This is a genomic window from Variovorax sp. FW301-JW7, assembly GCF_058788795.1.
On the sequence record NZ_JBYTBC010000007.1, the window covers coordinates 75,756 to 95,935 of the forward strand.

Here is a 20,180-nt window from a genome sequence, read left to right on the forward strand (position 1 = left end):
TCAATTGCCGAGACGGGCCACCGTCTCGCGCCATTGGCCCAGGTTGGCGTGGTCGGTCAGGTCGATCTGCAACGGCGTCAGCGCGATATGCCCGTCGGCGGTCGCGTGGAAGTCGGTGCCCTCCCCGCTGTCCTTGGCACTGCCCGCACCGGCGATCCAGTACATGGTTTCTCCGCGCGGACTGTCCTGCGTGATCACCTTTTCGGCCGCATGGCGGCGGCCGAGCCGGCACACCTTGACCGGCTTCAGCTCGTCGAACGGGCGATTCGGCACGTTCACGTTCAGCAGGAAGGCGGGGCCATCGAGCATCTTTTCGCGCTCGATCTGCTGCACGAGCCGGCGCGCCACCTGGGCCGCCGCATCGACATGCGCCCAGCCCTTTTCGATCTGCGAGAACGCGATGGCCGGGATGCCGAACAGGTAGGCCTCCATCGCCGCGCCCACCGTGCCTGAATAGATGGTGTCGTCGCCCATGTTGGCGCCGTTGTTGATGCCCGAGACCACCAGGTCGGGGCGGTAGTCGAGCAGGCCCTTGAGCGCGATGTGCACGCAGTCGGCCGGCGTGCCCGTCACATAGCGGAAGCCGTTGTGCGCCTTGTGCACATACAGCGGTGCGGCCAGCGTCAGTGCGTTCGACTTGGCGCTGTTGTTGTGCTCGGGGGCCACGACCTCGACGTCGGCGATGTCCTTGAGCGCGTCGTGCAGCGCGACGATGCCCGGCGCCTGAAAGCCATCGTCATTGGAAATAAGTATCTTCATGGTGCTTCTGGGTGCAGCGGATTGTAGGTGCGGGGTGCGTCGCAGCAGGGACAACACCGCACCACGGCGCCGCCTATCATCGCCCCGAATTCATTGCCCACACGACTCATTCGAAGGAGACCCCGAGCATGCACGCATGGCTTTGCGAAAAACCCACCGGCGTCGACGCGCTGACCTGGAAAGAACTGCCCACCCCGACGCCGGGCCCGGGCCAGGTGCTGATCGAAATCAAGGCGGCCAGCCTGAATTTCCCCGACCTGCTGATCGTGCAGAACAAGTACCAGATGAAGCCGCCGCTGCCCTTCGTTCCCGGATCGGAATATGCAGGCGTGATTCAGGCAGTGGGCGAAGGCGTGACACACCTCAAGGTCGGCCAGAACGTGGCGTGCCTCTCGGGCACCGGTGGCTTCGGCACCCACACGCTGGCACCCGCCGCGCTGTGCATGCCGCTGCCCGAAGGCTTTGGCCACGTGGATGCGGCTGCTTTCATCATGATCTACGCCACCTCGTGGCATGCGCTGATGGACCGCGCGCAGCTCAAGGCCGGTGAAACCGTGCTGGTGCTCGGCGCGGCCGGCGGCGTGGGCACCGCGGCGATCCAGATCGCCAAGGCGGCGGGCGCCAAAGTGATTGCCGCGGCATCGACCGACGAGAAGTGCGAACTCTGCCGCTCGATTGGCGCCGACGCGACGATCAATTACACGACGCACGCCCTGCCCAATGGCTTCCGCGATGCCATCAAAGCGGCGACCGACGGCAAAGGCCCGGATGTGATTTACGACCCCGTGGGTGGTGATTTCGCAGAACCGGCATTCCGCTCGATTGGCTGGCGCGGTCGCTATTTGGTGGTCGGTTTTGCGTCGGGCCCGATCCCGTCGCTGCCATTGAATCTGACGCTGCTCAAAGGCGCGTCGCTCGTGGGCGTGTTCTGGGGCGATTTCGCCAAGCGCGAACCCAAGGCCAATGCGCAGATGATGGCCGAATTGGCCCAGTGGTACGGCCAGGGAAAAATCAAGCCGGTGATCGACAGCACGATGCCGATGGCCGAATTGAAGGCCGCCTATGCGCACATGGGATCGCGCGGCGTCAAGGGAAAACTCGTGATGGTGAACTGATCGGGCACGCGCGCATCACCCTGCGTGCTTCCCAATAAAAAAGCCCGCCGAAGCGGGCTTTTTTATTGGGCGAATGTCCAACTGATTCTGCAGGCAATCACTTGATCTCGTAATCGGAGAGCGACTTGCCGGCTGCCAGGGCTTCCGTGACCCAGCGCGGCTTGCGGCCACGGCCACCGGACCAGGTTTCGCCCGTCGGGCCGCGGTATTTGGCGGCGGCCTTGGCGGCTGCAGGACCTGCGCTGCGCTTGGTTGCAGCCGCACGGCCGCCACCCAGCTTCAGATCGGAAGCGGTCAAACCGTATTCCGCAATCTTCCTGCGCACTTCTTCGATCACGCCGGCCCGTTCCTGGTTACGCAGGTCTTCGGCCTGCTTGCGCAATTGGGCAATCTGCTCGTCGTGCTTCTGGATCTGGGAATTGATATCGGCGAGTGACGAAGCCATTGTTGGACTCCTGTTGTGAATTGAAAACGGCTGAATTCTAATTCAAACCACTTTTGCCACAAGCGCCTTTTCAGCAGAAAAATGCAGACGCATTGGTTGAATGCAACAACCCGCAACACACGCGCACCATTTTGGGTACTTTCAAAATCAGAGCGGCGGGGAAAGAATGCGGCTTGCAACCTGGCGCTTGAAGCGACGGCGAAGCCAGAAATGACAACGCCGGGCAAGCCCGGCGTTGGAATCCCTTGGGTGCTATTGAGAAATAGCGCTGGGACTGAATTTTTTGGGGTGGCTGATGGGACTCGAACCCACGACGACCAGAATCACAATCTGGGACTCTACCAACTGAGCTACAGCCACCGTAGAGCCTCTGATTGTAGCGTTAAAAATCACGGCTTTCGCTCCCGCGATCACCAAAGACGCTGAAATGCCACATCGATGTGCGGCCCAACGCTTTCAGAGGCCGCCCGCGATGGCCTGCCGCCACACATGCGCCCTGCCCCATGGGCATAACTTCGCAGTCGCCCGTTCGATGTGCCTGGGCGACGCCGACGCGCGAATGGCTCCGCTATCATGAATGCGAGCGGCCCGACCGGGCCCGGCCTTCGCCACTTCACTTCATCAAAGGAACTTCTTCATGAGCATCGTCTGGACTATCCTGATCGGGTTCGTCGTGGGTCTCGTGGCGCGGGCCGTCAAGCCGGGCGACGATTCCGCCGGCTTCATCGTCACCACGCTGATCGGCATCGCGGGTTCGCTCGGCGTGACCTATTTGGGCCAGGCGATGGGTTGGTACACCGCCGGCCAGGGCGCCGGCTTCATCGCTTCCGTGCTGGGCGCGATCGTGCTGCTGATTCTCTACGGCCTCATCAAGCGCAAGAGCTGATGACGCCCCCGCCGCTGTGCCGCGCCCTGCGGCCGGCGGCCCCGGCTGACTGAGCCACCGCATTCTTTTCAGCCAGCCTCGCGAGGCCTCCCCGCCGATGCCCCGCAAACCACGCGCCCGTCACCACGTCTATGTGGTCGAACTCGACGATCGCGTCTGGAACAACGGCCGCTTCCGGCGCGCCAACCCCGACTACCAACTCGGCAAGCCCTTCGTCTATGTCGGCATGACCGGCCTGGACCCCGACATCCGCTTCGACAAGCACAAGGCCGGCATCCAGGCCAACCGCTTCGTGCAGGAGTTCGGCCTGCGGCTGCTGCCCGCGCTCTATGAACGCTACAACCCGATGCCGTATGACGATGCGCGGCTGATGGAGGTCGACCTGGGCATCGCCCTGCGCCGCGCCGGCTACGGCGTCTGGCAGGCCTGACGCAGTTCAGGAGTAGGTGACCCAGTCCTCGTACGCCGGGCCATCGAGGTGCGGCAAGGTGTTGTAGGTCACGAGCATGTGCCGCTTCGGCGTGAAGGCGAACTCGGTCACCGAGCTGTTGCGGATGCGCAGGTTGAGTTCGATGGTCGTCTCGGCGCTCGTGCCCAGCACGTGGCCGACCGCGGTGCTGATCGGCCCGCCGCTCGACACCACCAGCACCTTCGCGCCGTGGTGCCGCTCGCGCACATGGTCGAGCGCCGTGGTCACGCCGGCCAGGAAGTCGATGTAGCTCGGCATGCCGACCGGTGCCGTGCGCCCCTGCATCCATGCGCCGAGTCCATCGCGCAGCAGACGGAAGTGATGCCGGTACATCTCGGGTGAATCGGGCTTTTCGAGCTTGCCCTGGTGCACCGTGGCGATGACGGCCTCGCTGTCGTATTCGTTGAGCCCCGGCCATGGCAACACGTCGTCGCGCGACAGCCCCAATCCTTGGGCGATGCCCTCCCAGGTCTGCTTGTGGCGCTTCAGCGTGCCGGTGATGACGGCATCGAAACGCATGCCGCGCTCGCGCCAGTATTCGCCCAGGCGCACGGCCTGCCGGTGACCGAGTTCGCTCAGGTTGTCGTAGTCGGCAGCACCGAAGCTGGCCTGCCCATGGCGCACGAGGTAAAGGGTTCCCATGCGCCGGATTCTGGCAAGAAGCGCGGGCGGCGCTTGTCCCTCGTGCGACCAAAAAAAAGCCCGGGTCGTCGGACCCGGGCTTGTTGCGAGCAGCAGTCGCTCGGCTGTATCAGCGAGCCGCAGCAGCGGTCGGCAGCGTGTCGACCGGCTTCGGCACGAGGATCTCCACCTTGAAGCGTTGCTTCAGCAGCTCGTAGTACGCAGCGGCTTCGGCAGCAGTCACCGACTGGGCGATCTGCATGCTTTCCTGTTGCGCCTGTTCGGCCGTCGGTGGCGTGCGCGGCACGACCTTGGTCACGCGGACCACGGCGTAGCCTTGCGTGCCCAGATCCACGCCGAGCAGCGCAGGCAGCTTGGCGCCGTCGGCGCGCAACGCGGCGTCGATCACCGGTGCGGGCTGCGACTGCGCATCGATGCGCGACACCGTGACCGGCGCGCCGAAAGTGGCACCGTCGGCCTTCACCTTCCAGGCGGCGAGCTTGGCTTCGCCCTCGGCCTTGGCCAGTGCAGCGGCGCGCTCGGTGATGAGCTGCGCGCGAATCTTGTCCTTCACCTCGGCCAGCGGAATCGGATGTGCGGCCGTGTACTGCGTCACGCGGCCCGATGCGAGCTGGTTCGGACCGACTTCGATGGCTTCGGTGTTCTGCTTGCGCTCCAGCGCGTCGGAGGCATACAGCGCCTGCAGGAAGTTGCGGCTCGCAAGCGGGCCAGTGGCGCCCGGCGCGGGCGTGCGCGGCACGTTGGTCGCGGTCTGGATCGTGAGCTTCAGCTTCTCGGCGGCCGGCTTGAGGCTCTCGGGCTGCTGGTACACGGTGTCCGTGAAGATTTCCGCAGCCTTCGCGAATTCCTGCGTGGCCTGTTGCGCGCGCACTTCGCTCTCGATGGTGGCGCGCACCTTCTCGAAAGGCGGCACCACGGCCGGCTTGATGTCGGTCAGCTGGATGATGTGGTAGCCGAACTCGGTCTCGACGAGGTCGCTGATGTCGCTCTTCTTGAGCGCGAACATCGCGTCTTCGAACGGCTTGACCATCGCGCCGCGCGTGACGAAGTCGAGGTCGCCGCCCTTCTCGGCCGAGCCGGGGTCTTGCGAGTTCTTGCGCGCCACGTCGGCGAAGGTGGCGGGTGCCTTCTTCACGTCGGCCAGCAGCTGTTCGGCCTTGGCCTTCGCCTTGGCCCGGTCACCGCTGGACATGCTGGCCGGCGCAGTGATCAGGATGTGGCTCGCACGGCGCTCTTCCTTGGTGCCGAAGCGCGCGGTGTTCTGTTCGTAGTAGGTCTTGAGGTCGGATTCGTTCGCGACGATGTTCTTCTTCGCGGCTTCGAGGTCGAGCACGAGGTACTCGATGCTGGCCTGCTCCGGCGCCTGGAACTGCGCCGTGTGGTCCTTGTAGTAGGTCTCGATGTCGGCATCGCTCACCGTCACCTTCGACGCGAAGCCTTCGGGCGCGAAACGCGCGACCTGGATTTCACGGCGGTCGTAGAACGCATTGACGGTGGCCGCGGTCAGTGCCGCCGGCGCGAAGCTCGTACCCGTCACGCCCAGCAGCACCTGCTGCGAGGCCATGTCGGCGCGCACCGAAGCTTCGTACTGCTCGGGCGTGCGGCCGGTGGCACGCAGGAAGGCTTCGCGGTCGAACTTGCCGTCGGCCGTGCGAAACGCGGCCAGGCCGGCGTCCTGCGCGAACATGCGCGAGAGGCGGTCTTCAGACACCGATACGTTGGACTTGACCGCCGCGGCCGCCAGCACGCGATCGCGCACCATGCGTTCCAGCGTGGCGTAGCGCAGCGCGTCGGAGTCGAGCAGCGTCGGATCGACGTTGGGCGACTGCTGGCGGATGCGGTCGGTCTCGACGCGGTGCTGCTGGTCCCACTCGGGCTTGGTGATGTCGTGACCCTGGATGCGGGCCACCTTCTCGTCGCCGCCCATGCCCTGGTAGCGCTCGACACCAAAGAAGACGAACGAGGGAATGATCAGCAAGAACAAGAAAATCATCACGACTTTGTTGTACTTGCGGAAGGTATCAAACATGCTTGAACACTCTTTTTCGACGGGCGCCGGACGGCAATAAAAAAGGCGAACCGGTGTTCGCCTTTGCATCGGGTGGTGGTGGGTGCTGAGGGGCTCGAACCCCCGACCTACGCCTTGTAAGGGCGCCGCTCTACCAACTGAGCTAAGCACCCCACCTGGAATACTCTCCGAGTCTACAGCCTCAGTTCAGCGCGTCTTTGAGCGCCTTGCCGGGACGGAACTTCGGGATCTTGGCTGCCTTGATTTTAATCGCGTCGCCGGTGCGGGGATTCCGGCCGGTGCGGGCTGCGCGTTTGCCGACTGCGAAAGTGCCGAAACCGACGAGCGACACGGAACCGCCCTTCTTGAGCGTGGTACGAATGGCGCCAATGGTGGATTCGAGCGCACGGGTCGCTGCGGCTTTGGAAATATCGGCGTTCTTTGCGATGTGCTCAATCAGTTCGGTCTTGTTCACAAGGGCCCCTTGTCGAAAAAAAGTTGGTCGGCTTTCGTCAGCTGCGACCTGGCCGCGACGGGTGCGACTCAAGAACATGGCAGGCCTGACGCCTCGGCAGCGCACTGCCAGCGAGGATTACAACCACTGGTCTGCGGGGTGTCAATAAGACACAACGCACTGCAGCCCAGCGGAGCGCGCGATTTTAGGGGCGTTTCGCGACGTACTTTTCAAAGGGCCTCGGCAATTGCCTTTCCGAGGTCGGCCGTGCCCGCCCGACCGCCGATGTCCGGCGTGCGCGGTGCGCCGCTTTGGGGCGCGAGCACCTTCTCGATGGTCGCCAGGATCGCGTCATGCGCGTCCTTGTGGCCGAGAAACTCCAGCATCATCGCGCCGCACCAGATCTGGCCGATCGGGTTGGCGATGCCCTGGCCGGCGATGTCCGGTGCCGAGCCGTGCACCGGCTCGAACAGCGAGGGCGTGGTGCGCTCGGGGTTGAGGTTGGCGCTGGGCGCGATGCCGATGGTGCCGGTGCAGGCCGGGCCCAGGTCGGACAGGATGTCGCCGAACAGGTTGCTCGCCACCACCACGTCGAAGAAGTCGGGCCGCTGCACGAAGTGCGCCGTGAGGATGTCGATGTGGAACTTGTCGAGCGTGATGCCCGGGTAGCCCTTGGCCATTTCCACCACGCGCTCGTCCCAGTACGGCATGGTGATCGAGATGCCGTTCGACTTGGTGGCGCTGGTCAGGTGCTTCTTCGGCCGCGATTGCGCAAGCTCGAACGCGAACTTCAGCACGCGGTCGACGCCCACGCGCGACATCACGGTTTCCTGCACCACGATCTCGCGCGGCGTGCCCTGGTACATGCGCCCGCCGATGCTCGAGTACTCGCCTTCGGTGTTCTCGCGCACGATGTACATGTCGATCTCGCCGGGTTGGCGCGGCGTGCCGTCGCGGCGCACCACGGGCGCGACGATGCCGGGCATCAGGCGCGCGGGACGCAGGTTGATGTACTGGTCGAACTCGCGGCGGAACATGAGCAGCGAGCCCCACAGCGACACGTGGTCGGGAATCTTCTCGGGCCAGCCGACCGCACCGAAGAAGATGGCGTCGTGGCCGCCGATCTGGTCCTTCCAGTTGTCGGGCAGCATCTGGCCGTGCTTCTCGTAATAGTCCCAGCTCGAGAAGTCGAAGTGGTCGAACTTCAAGTCGATGCCGAACTTGCGCGCCGCCGCATCGAGCACGCGCAGCCCCTCGGGCATGACTTCCTTGCCGATGCCGTCGCCGGCGATGACTGCGATTCTGTGGGTGCTCATGGGTGGGCTCCTGGGTGTTCGGGGGAAACGAAAAAATTCAGCGCCTCGGCCAGCAAGGCCTCGGAGGCTTCTTCGGGGATGTAGTGGCCGCAAGGCAAGGCGCGGCCCGACACGTCGTCGGCCCGTTCGCGCCACAGCGAGAGCACATCGAACGCGCGCCCCACCGCCCCGTGCTCGCCCCACAGCACGCGCAGCGGCTGCGCGAGGCGGCGGCCGGCGGCGATGTCGGCGCGGTCGTGCACGAGGTCGATGGTGGCGGAGGCGCGGTAGTCCTCGCAGATGGCTTCGGCGGTGCCCGCAATGGCGATGCAGCGTTCGTACTCGGCCAGCACTTCGGGCGCGAACGGCGCGAGGCCCGCGTGCCGCCCGCCCATCACGCTGCGTATGTAACGCACCGGGTCGGAGGCGATCAGCGCCTCGGGCAGCGGCGGCGGCTGGATCAGGAAGAACCAGTGCCAGTAGGCCTTGGCGAACGCTTCGGTGGTGCCTTCGTACATCGCCAGCGTCGGCGCAATGTCGAGCAGCAGCATGCGCTCGACCGCGCCGGGATGGTCGGCCGCGAGCCGGTGGGCCACGCGCGCGCCGCGGTCGTGCGCCAGCACGGCGAAGCGCTCGAAGCCATGGTGATGCATGGCGGCCAGCGCGTCGTGCGCCATCTCCCGCTTGCTGTAGACCGCGTGTTCGGCGTCGACCGCCGGTCGGCCCGAGTCGCCGTAGCCGCGCAGGTCCACGGCGATCACCGTGAAGCGCTCGGCCAGCGCGGGCGCCACGCGGTGCCAGATCGCGTGCGTTTGCGGATGGCCGTGCAACAGCAGCAAGGGAGCGCCCTGCCCGCCGACGCGACCGTGGATGCGCACGCCATCGCGGGCGATGTCGAAGCGGGGAAAGTCGAGGAAGGAAGCCGTCACGCCGCGATTGTGCGTTGCACCCTGGCGGCCATCAAGCAACAATCAGCCAATTCATACTTTCCACTTTGGCATGAATCCCCACGCGATGGAACGCGGCGATCTCGAACTGGTGCTGGCCATCCGCGACCAGGGCAGCCTGGCTGGCGCCGCCGCCACGCTCGACGTGGTGCCCTCGGTCATCACCAAGCGGCTCGGCGCGCTGGAGGCACGGCTCGGGCAGCGGCTGTTCGACCGCACGACGCGGCGGCTCAGCGTCACGGCCGAGGGCGAGGCCGTGTGCCTGCATGCGCGCACGCTGCTCGACGGCTTCGCGGCGCTCGAAAGCGAACTCGGCGAACGGCAGAACGCGCTGATCGGCACGGTCCGCCTCGCGGCCACCTTCGGCTTCGGCCGGCGCTGGCTCGGCCCGGCGCTCGCCGACTTCCAGGCGCAGCATCCCGGCCTGCAGGTCGAGCTGCTGCTGAGCGAGCAGTTGCCCGACCTGGGCGCCGAAGGCTACGACGGCGCCGTCTGGCTGTGGGCGGTGCAGCAGCACCGCGCCGCCGACTGGACCACGCGCCGCATCGCGCGCAACCAGCGCGTGCTGGCCGCCTCGCCCGATTACCTCGCACGCCGTGGCACGCCCGCCACGGTGGAGGCGCTGGCCACGCACGACTGCCTGATCGCGCGCGAGAACGGCGACGCCGCCCAATCGCGCCAGTTCGCGCTCTGGACGCTGCGCCACGCGCGCGACGGCAGCACGGCACGCGTGCGGGTGCAGGGCCCGCTCACGAGCAATTCGGGAGAGATGGTGCGCGACTGGTGCCTTGCGGGCCGCGGCGTCATGCTGCGCAGCCTCTGGGACATCGCACCGCAGCTGGCGAGCGGCGAACTGGTGCGCGTGCTGCCGCAGTACGGCATGCCCGATGCCGACATCCACTGGGTCGCGCCGTGGCGACCGAAGACGCCGCGGCGCGTGCGCCTGCTGGTCGATCACCTCGTCGAGCAATTCCGCTCGGAGCCCTGGAAGCCGGTCAAGCCGGGCGGGCGCTGAAAGAAAAGGAAAGCGCCGTCAGCGCTCGGCGCGCACCACGAGGCTCACGCCGACGGCCGTCAGCCCGATGCCCAGCACCGTGGTCCAGGTGATCGGTTCGGCGAACAGCAGCCAGGCCATCAGCGCCGTGCACGGCGGCACGAGGTACAGCAGGCTGGTGACGGCGGTGGCCGTGCCGCGCTGAATCAACATGTAGAGCAGCGAGCTGCCGCCCAGCGACAGCGCCAGCACCGACCACGCCATCGCGCCGATCGAGTGCGTGTTCCATTCGATGGCCTGCGCCTCGAGCGCGGCAAAAGGCAGGGTCACGAGCAGCGCGGCGGCCATCTGCACCGCGCTGGCGCTGCGCACGTCGCAAGGCGCGACGAAACGCTTCTGGTACAGCGTGCCCGCCGTGATGGACAGCAGCGCCATCACGGCCAGCCCCATCGTCAGCGCATTGACCTCGGTGCCCTGCCCCAGCTTGCGCGACACCACGAGCACGAGCCCCGCGAAGCCCAGGGCCAGCCCGGCCCACTGCCGTCCCGAAATGCGCCCACCGTTGAAAGACAGCCACACCGCCGTGAGCACCGGCTGGATGCCGACCAGCAGCGCCACCAGCCCCGCGCCCATGCCCGCATGCACGGCCGCCCAGACGCCACCGAGGTAGCCGGCCTGCATCAGCATGCCCGTGACCGCCAGGTGCCCCCATTGCGCGCGCTTCGCCGGCCACGCCACGCGCGCGAGCACGACCCACACGCCGAAGCAGGCGAGCGACAGCGCATAGCGCACGGCAAGGAACTTGAGGGGCGGCGCATAGGGCATGCCATAGCGCGCAACGATGAAACCCGTGCTCCAGATCAGCACGAAGACCGCCGGCATCGCCCGCAGCCAGCCTGCGTTGCGGACCGAGACGGCCGCCGTCATTTGGAGTGGGCCCGGATCTCGGGAATGGCCTTCTGCAGGTAATAGACCATCGACCAGACGGTGAGCACCGCCGAGATCCAGATCAGCCACTGGCCCCACAGGCCGGTGTCGATCACCTTGAAGAGGTGCCCGTCATAGAGCAGGAAGGGAATCGCGACCATCTGCACGGTCGTCTTGACCTTGCCGATCATGTGGACCGCCACGCTCTTGCCGGCGCCGATGCGCGCCATCCATTCGCGCAGCGCCGAGATGGCGATCTCGCGGCCGATGATGATGAGCGCCACGAACACGTCGGCGCGCTGCAGATGCACCAGCACCAGCAGCGCTGCGCAGACGAGAAACTTGTCGGCCACCGGATCGAGAAAGGCGCCGAAGGAAGAGGTCTGGTTGAGCTTGCGCGCCAGGTAGCCGTCGAGCCAGTCGGTGGCGGCGAACACGATGAACATGACCGTGGCGATCAGGTTGCGCGTCGGTTCGCTGATCGGCAGGTAGAAAACGCCGACGATCAACGGAATCGCGACGATGCGCGTCCAGGTCATGATGGTCGGTAGGGTCCAGAACATGCGGGCGATTGTGTCATGCACACGTGAAGCGCTGGAAGGTCGGGGGCAATCCCGTCTTCAGCGCAGCGCGCGATAGATTTCCTCGGCCAGTTCGGTGGCGATGCCTTCGACCGACGCAATGTCTTCCACGCTCGCCGCCGCCACGCCGCGGATGCCGCCGAAACGCTGCAGCAGGCGCGCCCGGCGCTTCGGGCCGATGCCCGGAATGTCTTCCAGCTGGCTGCCGCCCACCCGCACCTTGGCGCGCTTGGCCCGCATGCCGGTGATGGCGAAACGGTGTGCCTCGTCGCGGATCTGGGCCACCAGCATCAGGGCGGCCGAATCCTTGCCGAGGTAGACCTTCTCGCGGCCGTCGGCGAACACCAGCTCTTCGAGCCCGACCTTGCGGCCTTCGCCCTTCTCGACGCCGACGATCAGCGACAGCGGCAGGCCCAGTTCGCTGAACACCTCGCGCGCCATCGACACCTGGCCCTTGCCGCCGTCGACCAGCACCAGGTCGGGCATGCGCGCGGCCGGCGTCCTGGGCGGCGGCGCCTCGACGCCCTCGGCCCCTTCGCTTTCCGCGTCGCCCGGGGCCAGGGCCTCGGTCTCGGCCGCCATCGCCTCGGCCAGCTTGCCGTAGCGGCGGTGCAGCACCTGGCGCATGGCGGCGTAGTCGTCGCCGGGCGTGATGCCGTCGATGTTGTAGCGGCGGTACTCGCGGTTCTGCATCGTGTGGTGCGCGAACACCACGCACGAGGCCTGCGTGGCCTCGCCCGCCGTGTGCGAGATGTCGAAGCACTCGACGCGGAAGTTCTCCAGGTCGTCCGACGCCAGCTCGAGCGCGTCGGCCAGCGCACGGGTGCGCGCCTGCTGCGAGCCCTCTTCGGCCAGCAGCCGCGCGAGCTGCAGGCCGGCATTCGTCTCGGCCATCTCGAGCCAGTGGCGACGCTGCTCGTGCGGCTGGAACACGGCCGTGACGCGCGCGCCGGCCTGCTGCGAAATCGCCTCGATGAGCGCGCGGCTCACCTGCCGGCCCAGCACCAGCGTGGCGGGCACCGGCACGTCGATGTAGTGCTGGGCGATGAAGGCCTCGAGCACCTGCACCTCGATCGGGTCGGCGGCCACCGGGGCGGCGCCGTCTTCGGCGTCGAGCTCGCCGTGGTGGATCTGCGCCGCGTCGTCCACGTGCACCGGAAAGTACGCGCGGTCGCCCAGGTGGCGCCCGCCGCGCACCATGGCGAGGTTGACGCAGGCCTTGCCGCCCTGCACCTTGACCGCGAGGATGTCCACGTCCTTGTCGGACACCACCTCGATCGATTGCTGGTGCAGCACGCGCGAGATGGCTGACATCTGGTTGCGCAGCTCGGCCGCCTGCTCGAACTCGAGCTTCTCGGCATGCGCCGTCATGCGCTGCTCCAGCGTGGAGAGCACGCCCTGCGTGTCGCCGAGCAGGAAGGCCTCGGCGCTGGCCACGTCCTGCGCGTAGGCCTCGGGCGAAATGAGGCCCACACAGGGGCCGCTGCAGCGCTTGATCTGGTACAGCAGACAAGGCCGCGTGCGGTTGGCGTACACCGTGTCCTCGCAGGTACGCAGGCGGAACACCTTCTGCAGCAGCTGGATCGATTCCTTCACCGCCCAGGCGCTCGGGTACGGCCCGAAGTAGCGGTGCTTCTTGTCGACCGCGCCGCGGTAGTAGGCCAGCCGCGGAAACCCGTGCGAGGCGATCTTCAGGTAGGGGTAGCTCTTGTCGTCGCGAAACAGGATGTTGTAGCGCGGCTTGAGCGTCTTGATCAGGTTGTTCTCGAGCAGCAGCGCCTCGGCCTCGGAGCGCACCACCGTGGTCTCCATGCGCACGATCTTCGAGATCATGTGGCCGATGCGGGTGCCCCCGTGGCTCTTCTGGAAGTAGTTGGCGACCCGCTTCTTCAGGTTGCGCGCCTTGCCCACATACAGCACGGCGCCGGCCGCGTCGAAATAGCGGTAGACGCCCGGCAACTGCGGCAGGGCCGCGACTTCGCTGAGCAATTGATCGGAATGCACGTCGGACATGGCGGCTATTGTGGCGCGCGGCGCGGGCCCCTGCGGCGCCCCCGGTACGAACGCGACACGCACGGGAATGAAATGTGCTCATGATGGACGCGGGCGTGAGGAGCGCCCGTTGTCCTTCGAATAACACCACTCGGGAAACACTCTCCATGAACAAGAACTCCACGCGCGCGTGGTGGGCCCTGACGCCCCTCGCGCTCTCCCTGGCCGTGGCCGGCTGCGGCGGAAACAGCAACAACAACGCGCAGAACAACGCCGCACTGGTCGCGGCCATCGCCGCGATCAACGCGGCCAACCAGACCACGCCCACGGCACCGCCCGCCGCCGACAACGGCTGCCAGATCCCGAGCAGCGGCACCTCGGTGGTCGTCGGCTCGGGCGACCCGGGCGATCCGGCCGCGCCGGAACCGGCGTCGGGCTACGTGCCCGGCCACAAGCTGGTGTACGCCAAGAACTACATGGTGGTCGCGAACCACCCGCTGGCCACGCGCGCCGGCTGCGACGTGCTCAAGGCCGGCGGCAGCGCGGTCGATGCGGCGGTGGCGGTGCAGGCCGTGCTCGGCCTGGTCGAGCCGCAATCGAGCGGGCTGGGCGGCGGCGCCTTCATGCTCCATTACGACGCGGCGACGAAGAAGGTGCAGGCCTATGACGGGCGCGAGACCGCACCGGCCGCGGCCACCGAGAACTACCTGCGCTGGATCGACGACACGAACGACCAGACCGCACCCAAGCCCGGCGGCGCCCGAGCGAGCGGCCGCTCCATCGGCACGCCCGGCGCCGTGCGCATGCTCGACATCGCTTATCAAGACCACGGCAAGCTGCCCTGGAAAGACCTGTTCGGCTATGGCATCACGCTGGCGTCCGACGGCTTCCTGATCGGCGGGCGCATGGCGAGCGCCATCGCGGGTTCCGCATCGAGCCTGAAGCGCGACGCCGACGCCACGGCCTATTTCTTCAACGCCGACGGCACGCCCAAGGCGCTGGGTACCCGGCTCACGAACCCGGCCTACGCCAGGACGCTGAACACCATCGCCACACAGGGCGCCAACGCCTTCTACACGGGCGACATCGCCAAGAGCATCGTCGACAAGATCGGGGTCACCACGGCGGCCAGCGACGGCTCGGCCATCACCCCCGGCAAGACCACGCTGGCCGACCTGGCCACCTACAAGGCCAAGCGCCGCGACCCGGTCTGCAGCACCTACCGCGAGTACTACATCTGCAGCATGTCGCCGCCCTCCTCGGGCGGCATCGCGGTGGTGGCGACCCTCGGCATCCTCGAGAACTTCACGCTGAGCGACCACAAGCCGACCGCCATCGACCTCGAAGGCGGCAAGCCGAGCGTAATGGGCGTGCACCTGGTGAGCGAGGCCGAGCGCCTGGCGTATGCCGACCGCGACAAGTACGTGGCCGACACCGACTTCGTGCCGCTTCCCGGCGGCAGCCCCGCCATGCTGATCGACAAGTCCTACCTGCAGGGCCGCGCCAGCCTCATCAGCCTGACGAAGAGCATGAACCTCGCCAAGGCTGGCGATCGGGGCGACGTGCCGCTGGGCGTCGACAAGACCGAAGAGCATGGCACCACGCACTTCACCGTCGTCGACAAGCAAGGCAACGTGGTCGTGATGACCACGACGGTGGAAGCCAGCATGGGCTCGTTCCACATGACGCAAGGCTTCCTGCTGAACAACCAGCTGACCGACTTCGCACTCAACCCGATCGACACCTCGGTGACCCCGAACGTGAAGTTCGCCAACCGCGTCGCCCCCGGCAAGCGCCCGCGCAGCACGATGGCGCCGACGCTGGTGTTCAAGAAGAACGCCGACGGCAGCATGGGCGAGTTCGTGATGGGCACCGGCTCGCCGGGCGGCGGCACGATCATCCAGTACGTGGTGAAGACACTGGTCGGCGCGCTCGACTGGGGACTCGATGCGCAACAAGCCACGTCACTGGTCGACTTCGGTGCCACCAACACCCCACCACCGACGCCCGCCGGCGCCACCTACAGCCTCACCAACGTGGGCGGCGAGCACCCGGCCATCGACACCTCCAACTCGGGCAACAACGACCCGCTGATCGCCGGCCTGCGCGCGCTCGGCCACACGGTGAACTTGGGGGCGCAGTCCAGCGGCGTGAGCACCATCCTGCGCACGAACGTCGGCGGCAAGCCCGCGCTGACCGGCGGCGCCGATCCGCGCCGCGAAGGCATCGTGCTGGGCGACACCTTCACGCCCTGAACGACAAGGGGGCTGGCGCCGCCTTCGCTGCGCCAGCCCCCTTGCCTGATCACCTGTTGATTTACTTCGCGACTTCCGACACCAGCCGGTACAGGAACTCGCGCCCGTCGTACAGGCGCTGGATCTCGATGCGCTCGTCCAGCCCGTGCGCGCGCGCATCGGCCGGCTCGAGGAACATGCCGGTCACGCCGTACATCGGGATGCCGGCGTTGCGCAGGAAGCGGCTGTCGGTGGCGCCGGTGCTCATGGCGGGCACCACGGGCACGCCGGGCCACATCTGCTGCGTGAGCGTCTCGACCGTCTTCACGAGGTCGCCATTGAGCGGCGAGGCCGGGCTGCGCAGCGGCTTGCCCATGTTGCGCACCACGATCTTGTCGTTGCCCACCGCCTGGGTCAGCAGACGCTCAACCTCCTCGGGATCGTCGTGCGGCAGGATGCGGCAGTTGACCGTGGCCTTGGCCGATTGCGGCAGCGCGTTCTCGGCATGGCCGGCCTGCACCATCGTCGCCACGCAGGTGGTGCGCAGCTGGGCGTTGTAGGCCGGGTTGGCCGTCATGCGCTCGAGCACGCCGGCGTCGGGGTTGCCGGTGCCGATGGCGCGCATGTCGTCGGCCAGCTGGCCGGTGGCGAACGGCGCGCTGCGCGCGAAGTAGGTCTTGGTGACGTCCGCAAGCTTGATCGGGAAGGCGTAGTTGCCCAGGCGCTCCAGGCCGGCCGAGAGCGCGTAGATCGGGTTGGTCTTGGTGGGCACCGAGCTGTGGCCGCCCACGTCGCGCGCCTCGAGCATGTAGGTGGTGTACATCTTCTCGGCCACCTGCATGCGGTGCAGGTTCGGCTTGCCGCCGCGCAGCTCGCCGCCGCCGCCCTCGTTGATGCCGAACTCGGCCTGCAGCAGCTCGGGCTTGTTGTTGATGAGCCAGAAGGCGCCGTTGCTGAGTGCGTCGCCGCGCTCTTCGTCGGCGGTGAGCGCCAGGATGATGTCGCGCTTGGGCTTGAAGCCTTCCTGCTTGAGCTGCCCCAGCACGGAGACCAGCGCCGCGGCCATGGCCTTGTCGTCGATGGCGCCGCGCGCCGTGAAGTAGCCGCCGGTTTCCTGCAGCTTGAAGGGGTCTGTCTTCCAGTCTTCGCGGCGGGCCTCGACCACGTCGATGTGGGCCAAGAGCAGCAGCGGCTTCTTGCTGCCGTCGCCCTTGAAGCGCAGCACCAGGTTCCCCTTCTTCGGGAAGGGCTCGAAGATCTGGATGTCGCCGGGCGCGAAGCCCGCGTCGACCAGCCGTTTTTCCATGGCCCGCGCCGCGACCGTGTTGTCGCCCACCGAGTGCGTGGTGTTGATCTCGATCAGTTCCTTGTAGATCTCGCGAAAGCGCTGCTGCTGCGCGGTGAGCGGCGCGGTCTGCGCCTGGGCGCCGGCGATGCCGGCCAGGGCCAGCGAGAGCGCGAGCACGCCGCGTTTGGCGCTGCGCAAGGGCGAAGAAGAAAACGACGAACGGCGACGGGTCTGCATCCTCATGGTCTGGCTCTCTCCGATGGTTGTTGTGGCGACGGGCAGCATAGCAAGCGGGCCCCGTTTTCGCCCGCGCCTGAGCGACCGCGAAGACGGGCACACTCGCGGCCATGGGCACGCGCATGCAATGGGACATCTTCTGCAAGGTCATCGACAACCACGGCGACCTGGGCGTCTGCTGGCGCCTGGCCTGCCAGCTGGCGGCGGCGGGCGAGCGCGCGCGGCTGTGGGTCGACGACCCGACGGCGCTGCACTGGATGGCGCCGGCCGGCTGCGACGGCGTGCAGGTGATCGACTGGTCCGACGCCGAAGCCGTGCGCCGCGCCGTTGCCGATTCCGTGCCTGACGTGCTGGTCGAGGCCTTCGGCTGCGACCCGGAGCCCGAGCTCATCGCGCGTTTCGCACAGGCCCCGGGCCCTGCGCAAGCCTGGATCAACCTCGAGTACCTGTCGGCCGAGCCCTATGTCGAGAAACTGCACCGACTGCCGTCACCGGTGTTCAAGGGCCCTGGGGCCGGGCTGACGAAACGTTTCTTCTACCCGGGCTTCACGCCCGCCACCGGCGGCCTGCTGCGCGAGCCCGACCTCATGGCGCGCCAGGCGCGCTTCGACCGGGCGCCCTGGCTGGAGGCGCAGCAGATTCCCTGGCAGGAGGGCGAGCGCCTGGTCTCGCTCTTCTGTTACGAGCCGCCGGCGCTGGCCGCCCTGCTCGCCCAGCTGGCCGCCGACCCGGTGCCCACGCGGCTGCTGGCCACCGCAGGCCGGGCTGCGCGCGCCGTGCAGGCGAGCCTTGATGCGCTCGATCGACCGATGGGCGCCCAAAGTTCGCTATCAATTTCATACCTCCCCTACCTCAGCCAGGCGGATTTCGACCACCTGCTGTGGGCCTGCGACTTCAACTTCGTGCGCGGCGAAGACTCGCTGGTGCGCGCCCTCTGGGCCGGCGCGCCGCTGGTCTGGCAGATCTACCCGCAGGACGACGACGCGCACCACGTCAAGCTCAACGCCTGGCTCGACTGGCTCGGCGCCCCGCCTCAGCTGCGGCTTTTTCACCACGCCTGGAACGGCTTCGGCGACGCGCCCCTGCCCGCGCCTGGCCCGCTGGACGCCTGGCGCGACACCGCCCGTGCGGCGCGCGGCAGGCTGCTCGCGCAGGACGATCTGCTGGCCCAGTTGCGGCAGCTGGTCGCCGGAAAAAGCTAAAATAGCGGGCTTTGCGGAATTCAGCCCTGGCCGCCACGGTCGGGGACGCCTTTCGCCAAACCTGCCGCGGGACATGTACGGCGGGGCCAGATACGACGGCATGCAGCGCCGAGGGCCCCGCGCACCGAGCGGCCAACATCCAGAGAACCTGATATGAAAATCGCTCAAGAAATCCGCGCCGGCAACGTCATCATGCACGGCAAGGACCCGATGGTCGTCCTCAAGACCGAATACAGCCGCGGCGGCCGCAACAGCGCCACCGTGCGCATGAAGATGAAGAGCCTGATCGCCAACTTCAACACCGAAGTGGTCTTCAAGGCCGACGACAAGATCGACCAGATCGTGCTGGACAAGAAGGAGTGCACCTACTCCTACTTCGCCGATCCGATGTACGTCTGCATGGACGCCGAGTACAACCAGTACGAAGTCGAAGCCGAGAACATGGGCGACGCCCTGAACTACCTCGAAGACGGCATGGCCGTCGAAGTGGTGTTCTATGACGGCAAGGCCATCTCGGTCGAACTGCCGACCAGCGTCGAGCGCGAAATCACCTGGACCGAGCCGGCCGTCAAGGGCGACACCTCGGGCAAGGTCATGAAGCCCGCCAAGATCGCCACCGGCTTCGAAGTCGGCGTGCCGCTGTTCGTGTCGCAAGGCGACAAGATCGAAATCGACACCCGCACCGGCGAATACCGCAAGCGCGTCTGAACGTGTTCGCACCCGGTTGACCGCCACCACGAAAGGGCTCCGCAAGGAGCCTTTTTCGTTGGCGGGCACATCGCTTGCGTCGGCGCACAATGCCAAGTCAATTCAGCTCGACAGCTCCATGAACAACACGCACAACATTCACGACAAGCGCCTGGCCGATGCCTGGGCCACGCTGCAGTCCCATTCCGACCGGGGCCTTCCCCTGGACCCTGATCCCTCGCGCCTGGCCTTTGCCGATCCCGAGTTCCTGCTGCGCCGCGAAACGCGCGGCATCCGCATGCAGTTGGAGCTGATGAAGCCCGACCTCGAGCAGCGCGCCCACGGCATCGAGAACACGGTGGTGGTCTTCGGCAGCGCGCGCTTTCGCAGCGAAGACGAGGCCGCCGCGCTGGTCGCGCAGGCCGAGGCGGCCGGCGACACGGCCCTGGCCGAGCGCTGGCGCCGGCTCTCGCGCAACTCGCACTACTACGAGAAGGCGCGCACCTTCGGCAAGCTGGTCGCGCAGTACAGCGAGAAGAAGGAACCGCAGGACAAGCTCTTCGTGTGCACCGGCGGCGGCCCCGGCATCATGCAGGCGGCCAACCGCGGCGCGCACGAAGCCGGCGGCCTCTCGGTCGGCCTGGCGATCGCGCTGCCGATGGAAGAAGAAGCCAACCCCTACGTCACGCCGGCGCTGAGCTTCAAGTTCCACTACTTCGCGATCCGCAAGATGCATTTCATGATGCGTGCGAAGGCGCTGGTGGCGTTCCCGGGCGGCTTCGGCACGCTCGACGAGCTGTTCGAGGTGATCACGCTGGTGCAGACCAAGAAGTCGAAGCCGGTGCCGATCGTGCTCTTCGGCTCGGACTACTGGAAGAAGCTGATCGACTTCGACTTCCTGGTCGACGAAGGCGTGATCTCGCCCGGCGACGTGAAGCTCTTCGAATACGTCGACGCGCCCGAAGACGCGTGGGACGCCATCAAACGTTTCTACAAACTCTGATCGACCCGATATCGA

General features: G+C 66.9%; 19 protein-coding genes and 2 tRNA genes. 8 read left to right on the top strand and 13 right to left on the bottom strand.

Going from position 1 to position 20,180, the window contains the following annotated elements:
- Nucleotides 1–759, bottom strand: coding sequence for a 5'/3'-nucleotidase SurE (gene surE / locus AC3WQM_RS19775; protein WP_492681052.1), 759 nt, complete (start codon nucleotides 757–759; stop codon nucleotides 1–3).
- Nucleotides 760–887: 128 nt separating this feature from the next.
- Between surE and AC3WQM_RS19780 the strand changes: the two genes are divergently transcribed.
- A complete protein-coding gene (locus tag AC3WQM_RS19780) occupies nucleotides 888–1,874 on the top strand; it encodes an NADPH:quinone oxidoreductase family protein (RefSeq protein ID WP_492681054.1) in 987 nt (328 codons plus the stop codon).
- A gap of 97 nt (nucleotides 1,875–1,971) precedes the next feature.
- Here AC3WQM_RS19780 and AC3WQM_RS19785 read toward each other — a convergent pair whose 3' ends face one another.
- Together AC3WQM_RS19785 and AC3WQM_RS19790 are read right to left on the bottom strand one after the other, a co-directional pair.
- Nucleotides 1,972–2,319: an H-NS histone family protein gene (locus tag AC3WQM_RS19785; RefSeq protein WP_056583066.1), complete on the bottom strand. Its 348-nt coding sequence runs from the start codon at nucleotides 2,317–2,319 to the stop codon at nucleotides 1,972–1,974.
- 284 nt (nucleotides 2,320–2,603) lie between these two features.
- Nucleotides 2,604–2,679, bottom strand: a tRNA-His gene (locus AC3WQM_RS19790).
- A 277-nt stretch (nucleotides 2,680–2,956) separates the two neighbouring features.
- On the opposite strand from AC3WQM_RS19790, the gene AC3WQM_RS19795 reads away from it, so the two are divergent.
- Nucleotides 2,957–3,205, top strand: coding sequence for a GlsB/YeaQ/YmgE family stress response membrane protein (locus tag AC3WQM_RS19795; protein ID WP_489057439.1), 249 nt, complete (start codon nucleotides 2,957–2,959; stop codon nucleotides 3,203–3,205).
- A 97-nt stretch (nucleotides 3,206–3,302) separates the two neighbouring features.
- Nucleotides 3,303–3,635 (top strand): hypothetical protein, encoded by a 333-nt coding sequence (locus AC3WQM_RS19800; RefSeq protein ID WP_095744681.1) that lies wholly within the window; start codon nucleotides 3,303–3,305, stop codon nucleotides 3,633–3,635.
- A 6-nt stretch (nucleotides 3,636–3,641) separates the two neighbouring features.
- Here AC3WQM_RS19800 and AC3WQM_RS19805 read toward each other — a convergent pair whose 3' ends face one another.
- From AC3WQM_RS19805 to AC3WQM_RS19830, 6 genes are all read right to left on the bottom strand, one after another.
- On the bottom strand, nucleotides 3,642–4,316 hold the full coding sequence (locus AC3WQM_RS19805) for a histidine phosphatase family protein (RefSeq protein WP_192196022.1): 675 nt from the start codon (nucleotides 4,314–4,316) through the stop codon (nucleotides 3,642–3,644).
- Between the two features lie 109 nt (nucleotides 4,317–4,425).
- Nucleotides 4,426–6,345 carry a SurA N-terminal domain-containing protein gene (locus AC3WQM_RS19810; RefSeq protein WP_492681056.1) on the bottom strand — a complete coding sequence of 640 codons (1,920 nt, stop codon included), beginning with the start codon at nucleotides 6,343–6,345 and terminating at the stop codon, nucleotides 4,426–4,428.
- A 76-nt stretch (nucleotides 6,346–6,421) separates the two neighbouring features.
- Nucleotides 6,422–6,497, bottom strand: a tRNA-Val gene (locus AC3WQM_RS19815).
- A 29-nt stretch (nucleotides 6,498–6,526) separates the two neighbouring features.
- Nucleotides 6,527–6,799, bottom strand: a complete 273-nt coding sequence (locus AC3WQM_RS19820) for an HU family DNA-binding protein (protein WP_007830705.1) — start codon at nucleotides 6,797–6,799, stop codon at nucleotides 6,527–6,529.
- A 209-nt stretch (nucleotides 6,800–7,008) separates the two neighbouring features.
- Nucleotides 7,009–8,094 (bottom strand): tartrate dehydrogenase, encoded by a 1,086-nt coding sequence (locus AC3WQM_RS19825; protein WP_070059623.1) that lies wholly within the window; start codon nucleotides 8,092–8,094, stop codon nucleotides 7,009–7,011.
- The gene (locus AC3WQM_RS19830; protein ID WP_492681058.1) at nucleotides 8,091–9,002 is read right to left on the bottom strand and encodes an alpha/beta fold hydrolase; all 912 of its coding nucleotides are present in this window, start codon (nucleotides 9,000–9,002) and stop codon (nucleotides 8,091–8,093) included. The genes AC3WQM_RS19825 and AC3WQM_RS19830 overlap by 4 nt, the downstream gene beginning before the upstream one ends.
- A 70-nt stretch (nucleotides 9,003–9,072) precedes the next feature.
- On the opposite strand from AC3WQM_RS19830, the gene AC3WQM_RS19835 reads away from it, so the two are divergent.
- Nucleotides 9,073–10,035: a LysR substrate-binding domain-containing protein gene (locus AC3WQM_RS19835; protein WP_492681060.1), complete on the top strand. Its 963-nt coding sequence runs from the start codon at nucleotides 9,073–9,075 to the stop codon at nucleotides 10,033–10,035.
- A gap of 18 nt (nucleotides 10,036–10,053) precedes the next feature.
- On the opposite strand, the gene AC3WQM_RS19840 is transcribed toward AC3WQM_RS19835, so the two are convergent.
- From AC3WQM_RS19840 to uvrC, 3 genes are read right to left on the bottom strand one after another with little or no spacing between them, the layout of a single operon-like run.
- Complete coding sequence (locus AC3WQM_RS19840; RefSeq protein ID WP_492681062.1) at nucleotides 10,054–10,941, bottom strand: DMT family transporter; 888 nt, start codon at nucleotides 10,939–10,941, stop codon at nucleotides 10,054–10,056.
- On the bottom strand, nucleotides 10,938–11,504 hold the full coding sequence (gene pgsA, locus AC3WQM_RS19845; RefSeq protein ID WP_062479069.1) for a CDP-diacylglycerol--glycerol-3-phosphate 3-phosphatidyltransferase: 567 nt from the start codon (nucleotides 11,502–11,504) through the stop codon (nucleotides 10,938–10,940). The genes AC3WQM_RS19840 and pgsA overlap by 4 nt, the downstream gene beginning before the upstream one ends.
- Before the next feature lie 57 nt (nucleotides 11,505–11,561).
- Nucleotides 11,562–13,535: an excinuclease ABC subunit UvrC gene (gene uvrC / locus AC3WQM_RS19850; protein WP_489057445.1), complete on the bottom strand. Its 1,974-nt coding sequence runs from the start codon at nucleotides 13,533–13,535 to the stop codon at nucleotides 11,562–11,564.
- Nucleotides 13,536–13,681: 146 nt separating this feature from the next.
- Here uvrC and ggt point away from each other — a divergent pair, with 146 nt between their 5' ends.
- On the top strand, nucleotides 13,682–15,769 hold the full coding sequence (gene ggt / locus AC3WQM_RS19855; protein ID WP_492681064.1) for a gamma-glutamyltransferase: 2,088 nt from the start codon (nucleotides 13,682–13,684) through the stop codon (nucleotides 15,767–15,769).
- A gap of 61 nt (nucleotides 15,770–15,830) precedes the next feature.
- Here the strand turns inward: ggt and AC3WQM_RS19860 are convergent, their stop codons facing one another.
- Nucleotides 15,831–17,279: a M20/M25/M40 family metallo-hydrolase gene (locus AC3WQM_RS19860; protein WP_492681066.1), complete on the bottom strand. Its 1,449-nt coding sequence runs from the start codon at nucleotides 17,277–17,279 to the stop codon at nucleotides 15,831–15,833.
- 116 nt (nucleotides 17,280–17,395) lie between these two features.
- On the opposite strand from AC3WQM_RS19860, the gene earP reads away from it, so the two are divergent.
- From earP to AC3WQM_RS19875, 3 genes are all read left to right on the top strand, one after another.
- The gene (gene earP / locus AC3WQM_RS19865; RefSeq protein WP_492681068.1) at nucleotides 17,396–18,475 is read left to right on the top strand and encodes an elongation factor P maturation arginine rhamnosyltransferase EarP; all 1,080 of its coding nucleotides are present in this window, start codon (nucleotides 17,396–17,398) and stop codon (nucleotides 18,473–18,475) included.
- A 153-nt stretch (nucleotides 18,476–18,628) separates the two neighbouring features.
- Complete coding sequence (gene efp, locus AC3WQM_RS19870; protein WP_062479082.1) at nucleotides 18,629–19,183, top strand: elongation factor P; 555 nt, start codon at nucleotides 18,629–18,631, stop codon at nucleotides 19,181–19,183.
- 118 nt (nucleotides 19,184–19,301) lie between these two features.
- The gene (locus AC3WQM_RS19875; RefSeq protein ID WP_070059745.1) at nucleotides 19,302–20,165 is read left to right on the top strand and encodes an LOG family protein; all 864 of its coding nucleotides are present in this window, start codon (nucleotides 19,302–19,304) and stop codon (nucleotides 20,163–20,165) included.
- Nucleotides 20,166–20,180: the final 15 nt, after the last annotated feature.

Coding starts and splice junctions, on each gene's coding strand:
- AC3WQM_RS19805 (WP_192196022.1), bottom strand. CDS start 4,316: ATGGGAACCCTTTACCTCGTGCGCCATGGGCAGGCCAGCTTCGGTGCT.
- AC3WQM_RS19875 (WP_070059745.1), top strand. CDS start 19,302: ATGAACAACACGCACAACATTCACGACAAGCGCCTGGCCGATGCCTGG.
- pgsA (WP_062479069.1), bottom strand. CDS start 11,504: ATGTTCTGGACCCTACCGACCATCATGACCTGGACGCGCATCGTCGCG.
- uvrC (WP_489057445.1), bottom strand. CDS start 13,535: ATGTCCGACGTGCATTCCGATCAATTGCTCAGCGAAGTCGCGGCCCTG.
- AC3WQM_RS19835 (WP_492681060.1), top strand. CDS start 9,073: ATGAATCCCCACGCGATGGAACGCGGCGATCTCGAACTGGTGCTGGCC.
- AC3WQM_RS19780 (WP_492681054.1), top strand. CDS start 888: ATGCACGCATGGCTTTGCGAAAAACCCACCGGCGTCGACGCGCTGACC.
- AC3WQM_RS19825 (WP_070059623.1), bottom strand. CDS start 8,094: ATGAGCACCCACAGAATCGCAGTCATCGCCGGCGACGGCATCGGCAAG.
- AC3WQM_RS19795 (WP_489057439.1), top strand. CDS start 2,957: ATGAGCATCGTCTGGACTATCCTGATCGGGTTCGTCGTGGGTCTCGTG.
- efp (WP_062479082.1), top strand. CDS start 18,629: ATGAAAATCGCTCAAGAAATCCGCGCCGGCAACGTCATCATGCACGGC.
- AC3WQM_RS19800 (WP_095744681.1), top strand. CDS start 3,303: ATGCCCCGCAAACCACGCGCCCGTCACCACGTCTATGTGGTCGAACTC.
- AC3WQM_RS19810 (WP_492681056.1), bottom strand. CDS start 6,345: ATGTTTGATACCTTCCGCAAGTACAACAAAGTCGTGATGATTTTCTTG.
- AC3WQM_RS19840 (WP_492681062.1), bottom strand. CDS start 10,941: ATGACGGCGGCCGTCTCGGTCCGCAACGCAGGCTGGCTGCGGGCGATG.
- earP (WP_492681068.1), top strand. CDS start 17,396: ATGCAATGGGACATCTTCTGCAAGGTCATCGACAACCACGGCGACCTG.
- AC3WQM_RS19785 (WP_056583066.1), bottom strand. CDS start 2,319: ATGGCTTCGTCACTCGCCGATATCAATTCCCAGATCCAGAAGCACGAC.
- ggt (WP_492681064.1), top strand. CDS start 13,682: ATGAACAAGAACTCCACGCGCGCGTGGTGGGCCCTGACGCCCCTCGCG.
- surE (WP_492681052.1), bottom strand. CDS start 759: ATGAAGATACTTATTTCCAATGACGATGGCTTTCAGGCGCCGGGCATC.
- AC3WQM_RS19860 (WP_492681066.1), bottom strand. CDS start 17,279: ATGAGGATGCAGACCCGTCGCCGTTCGTCGTTTTCTTCTTCGCCCTTG.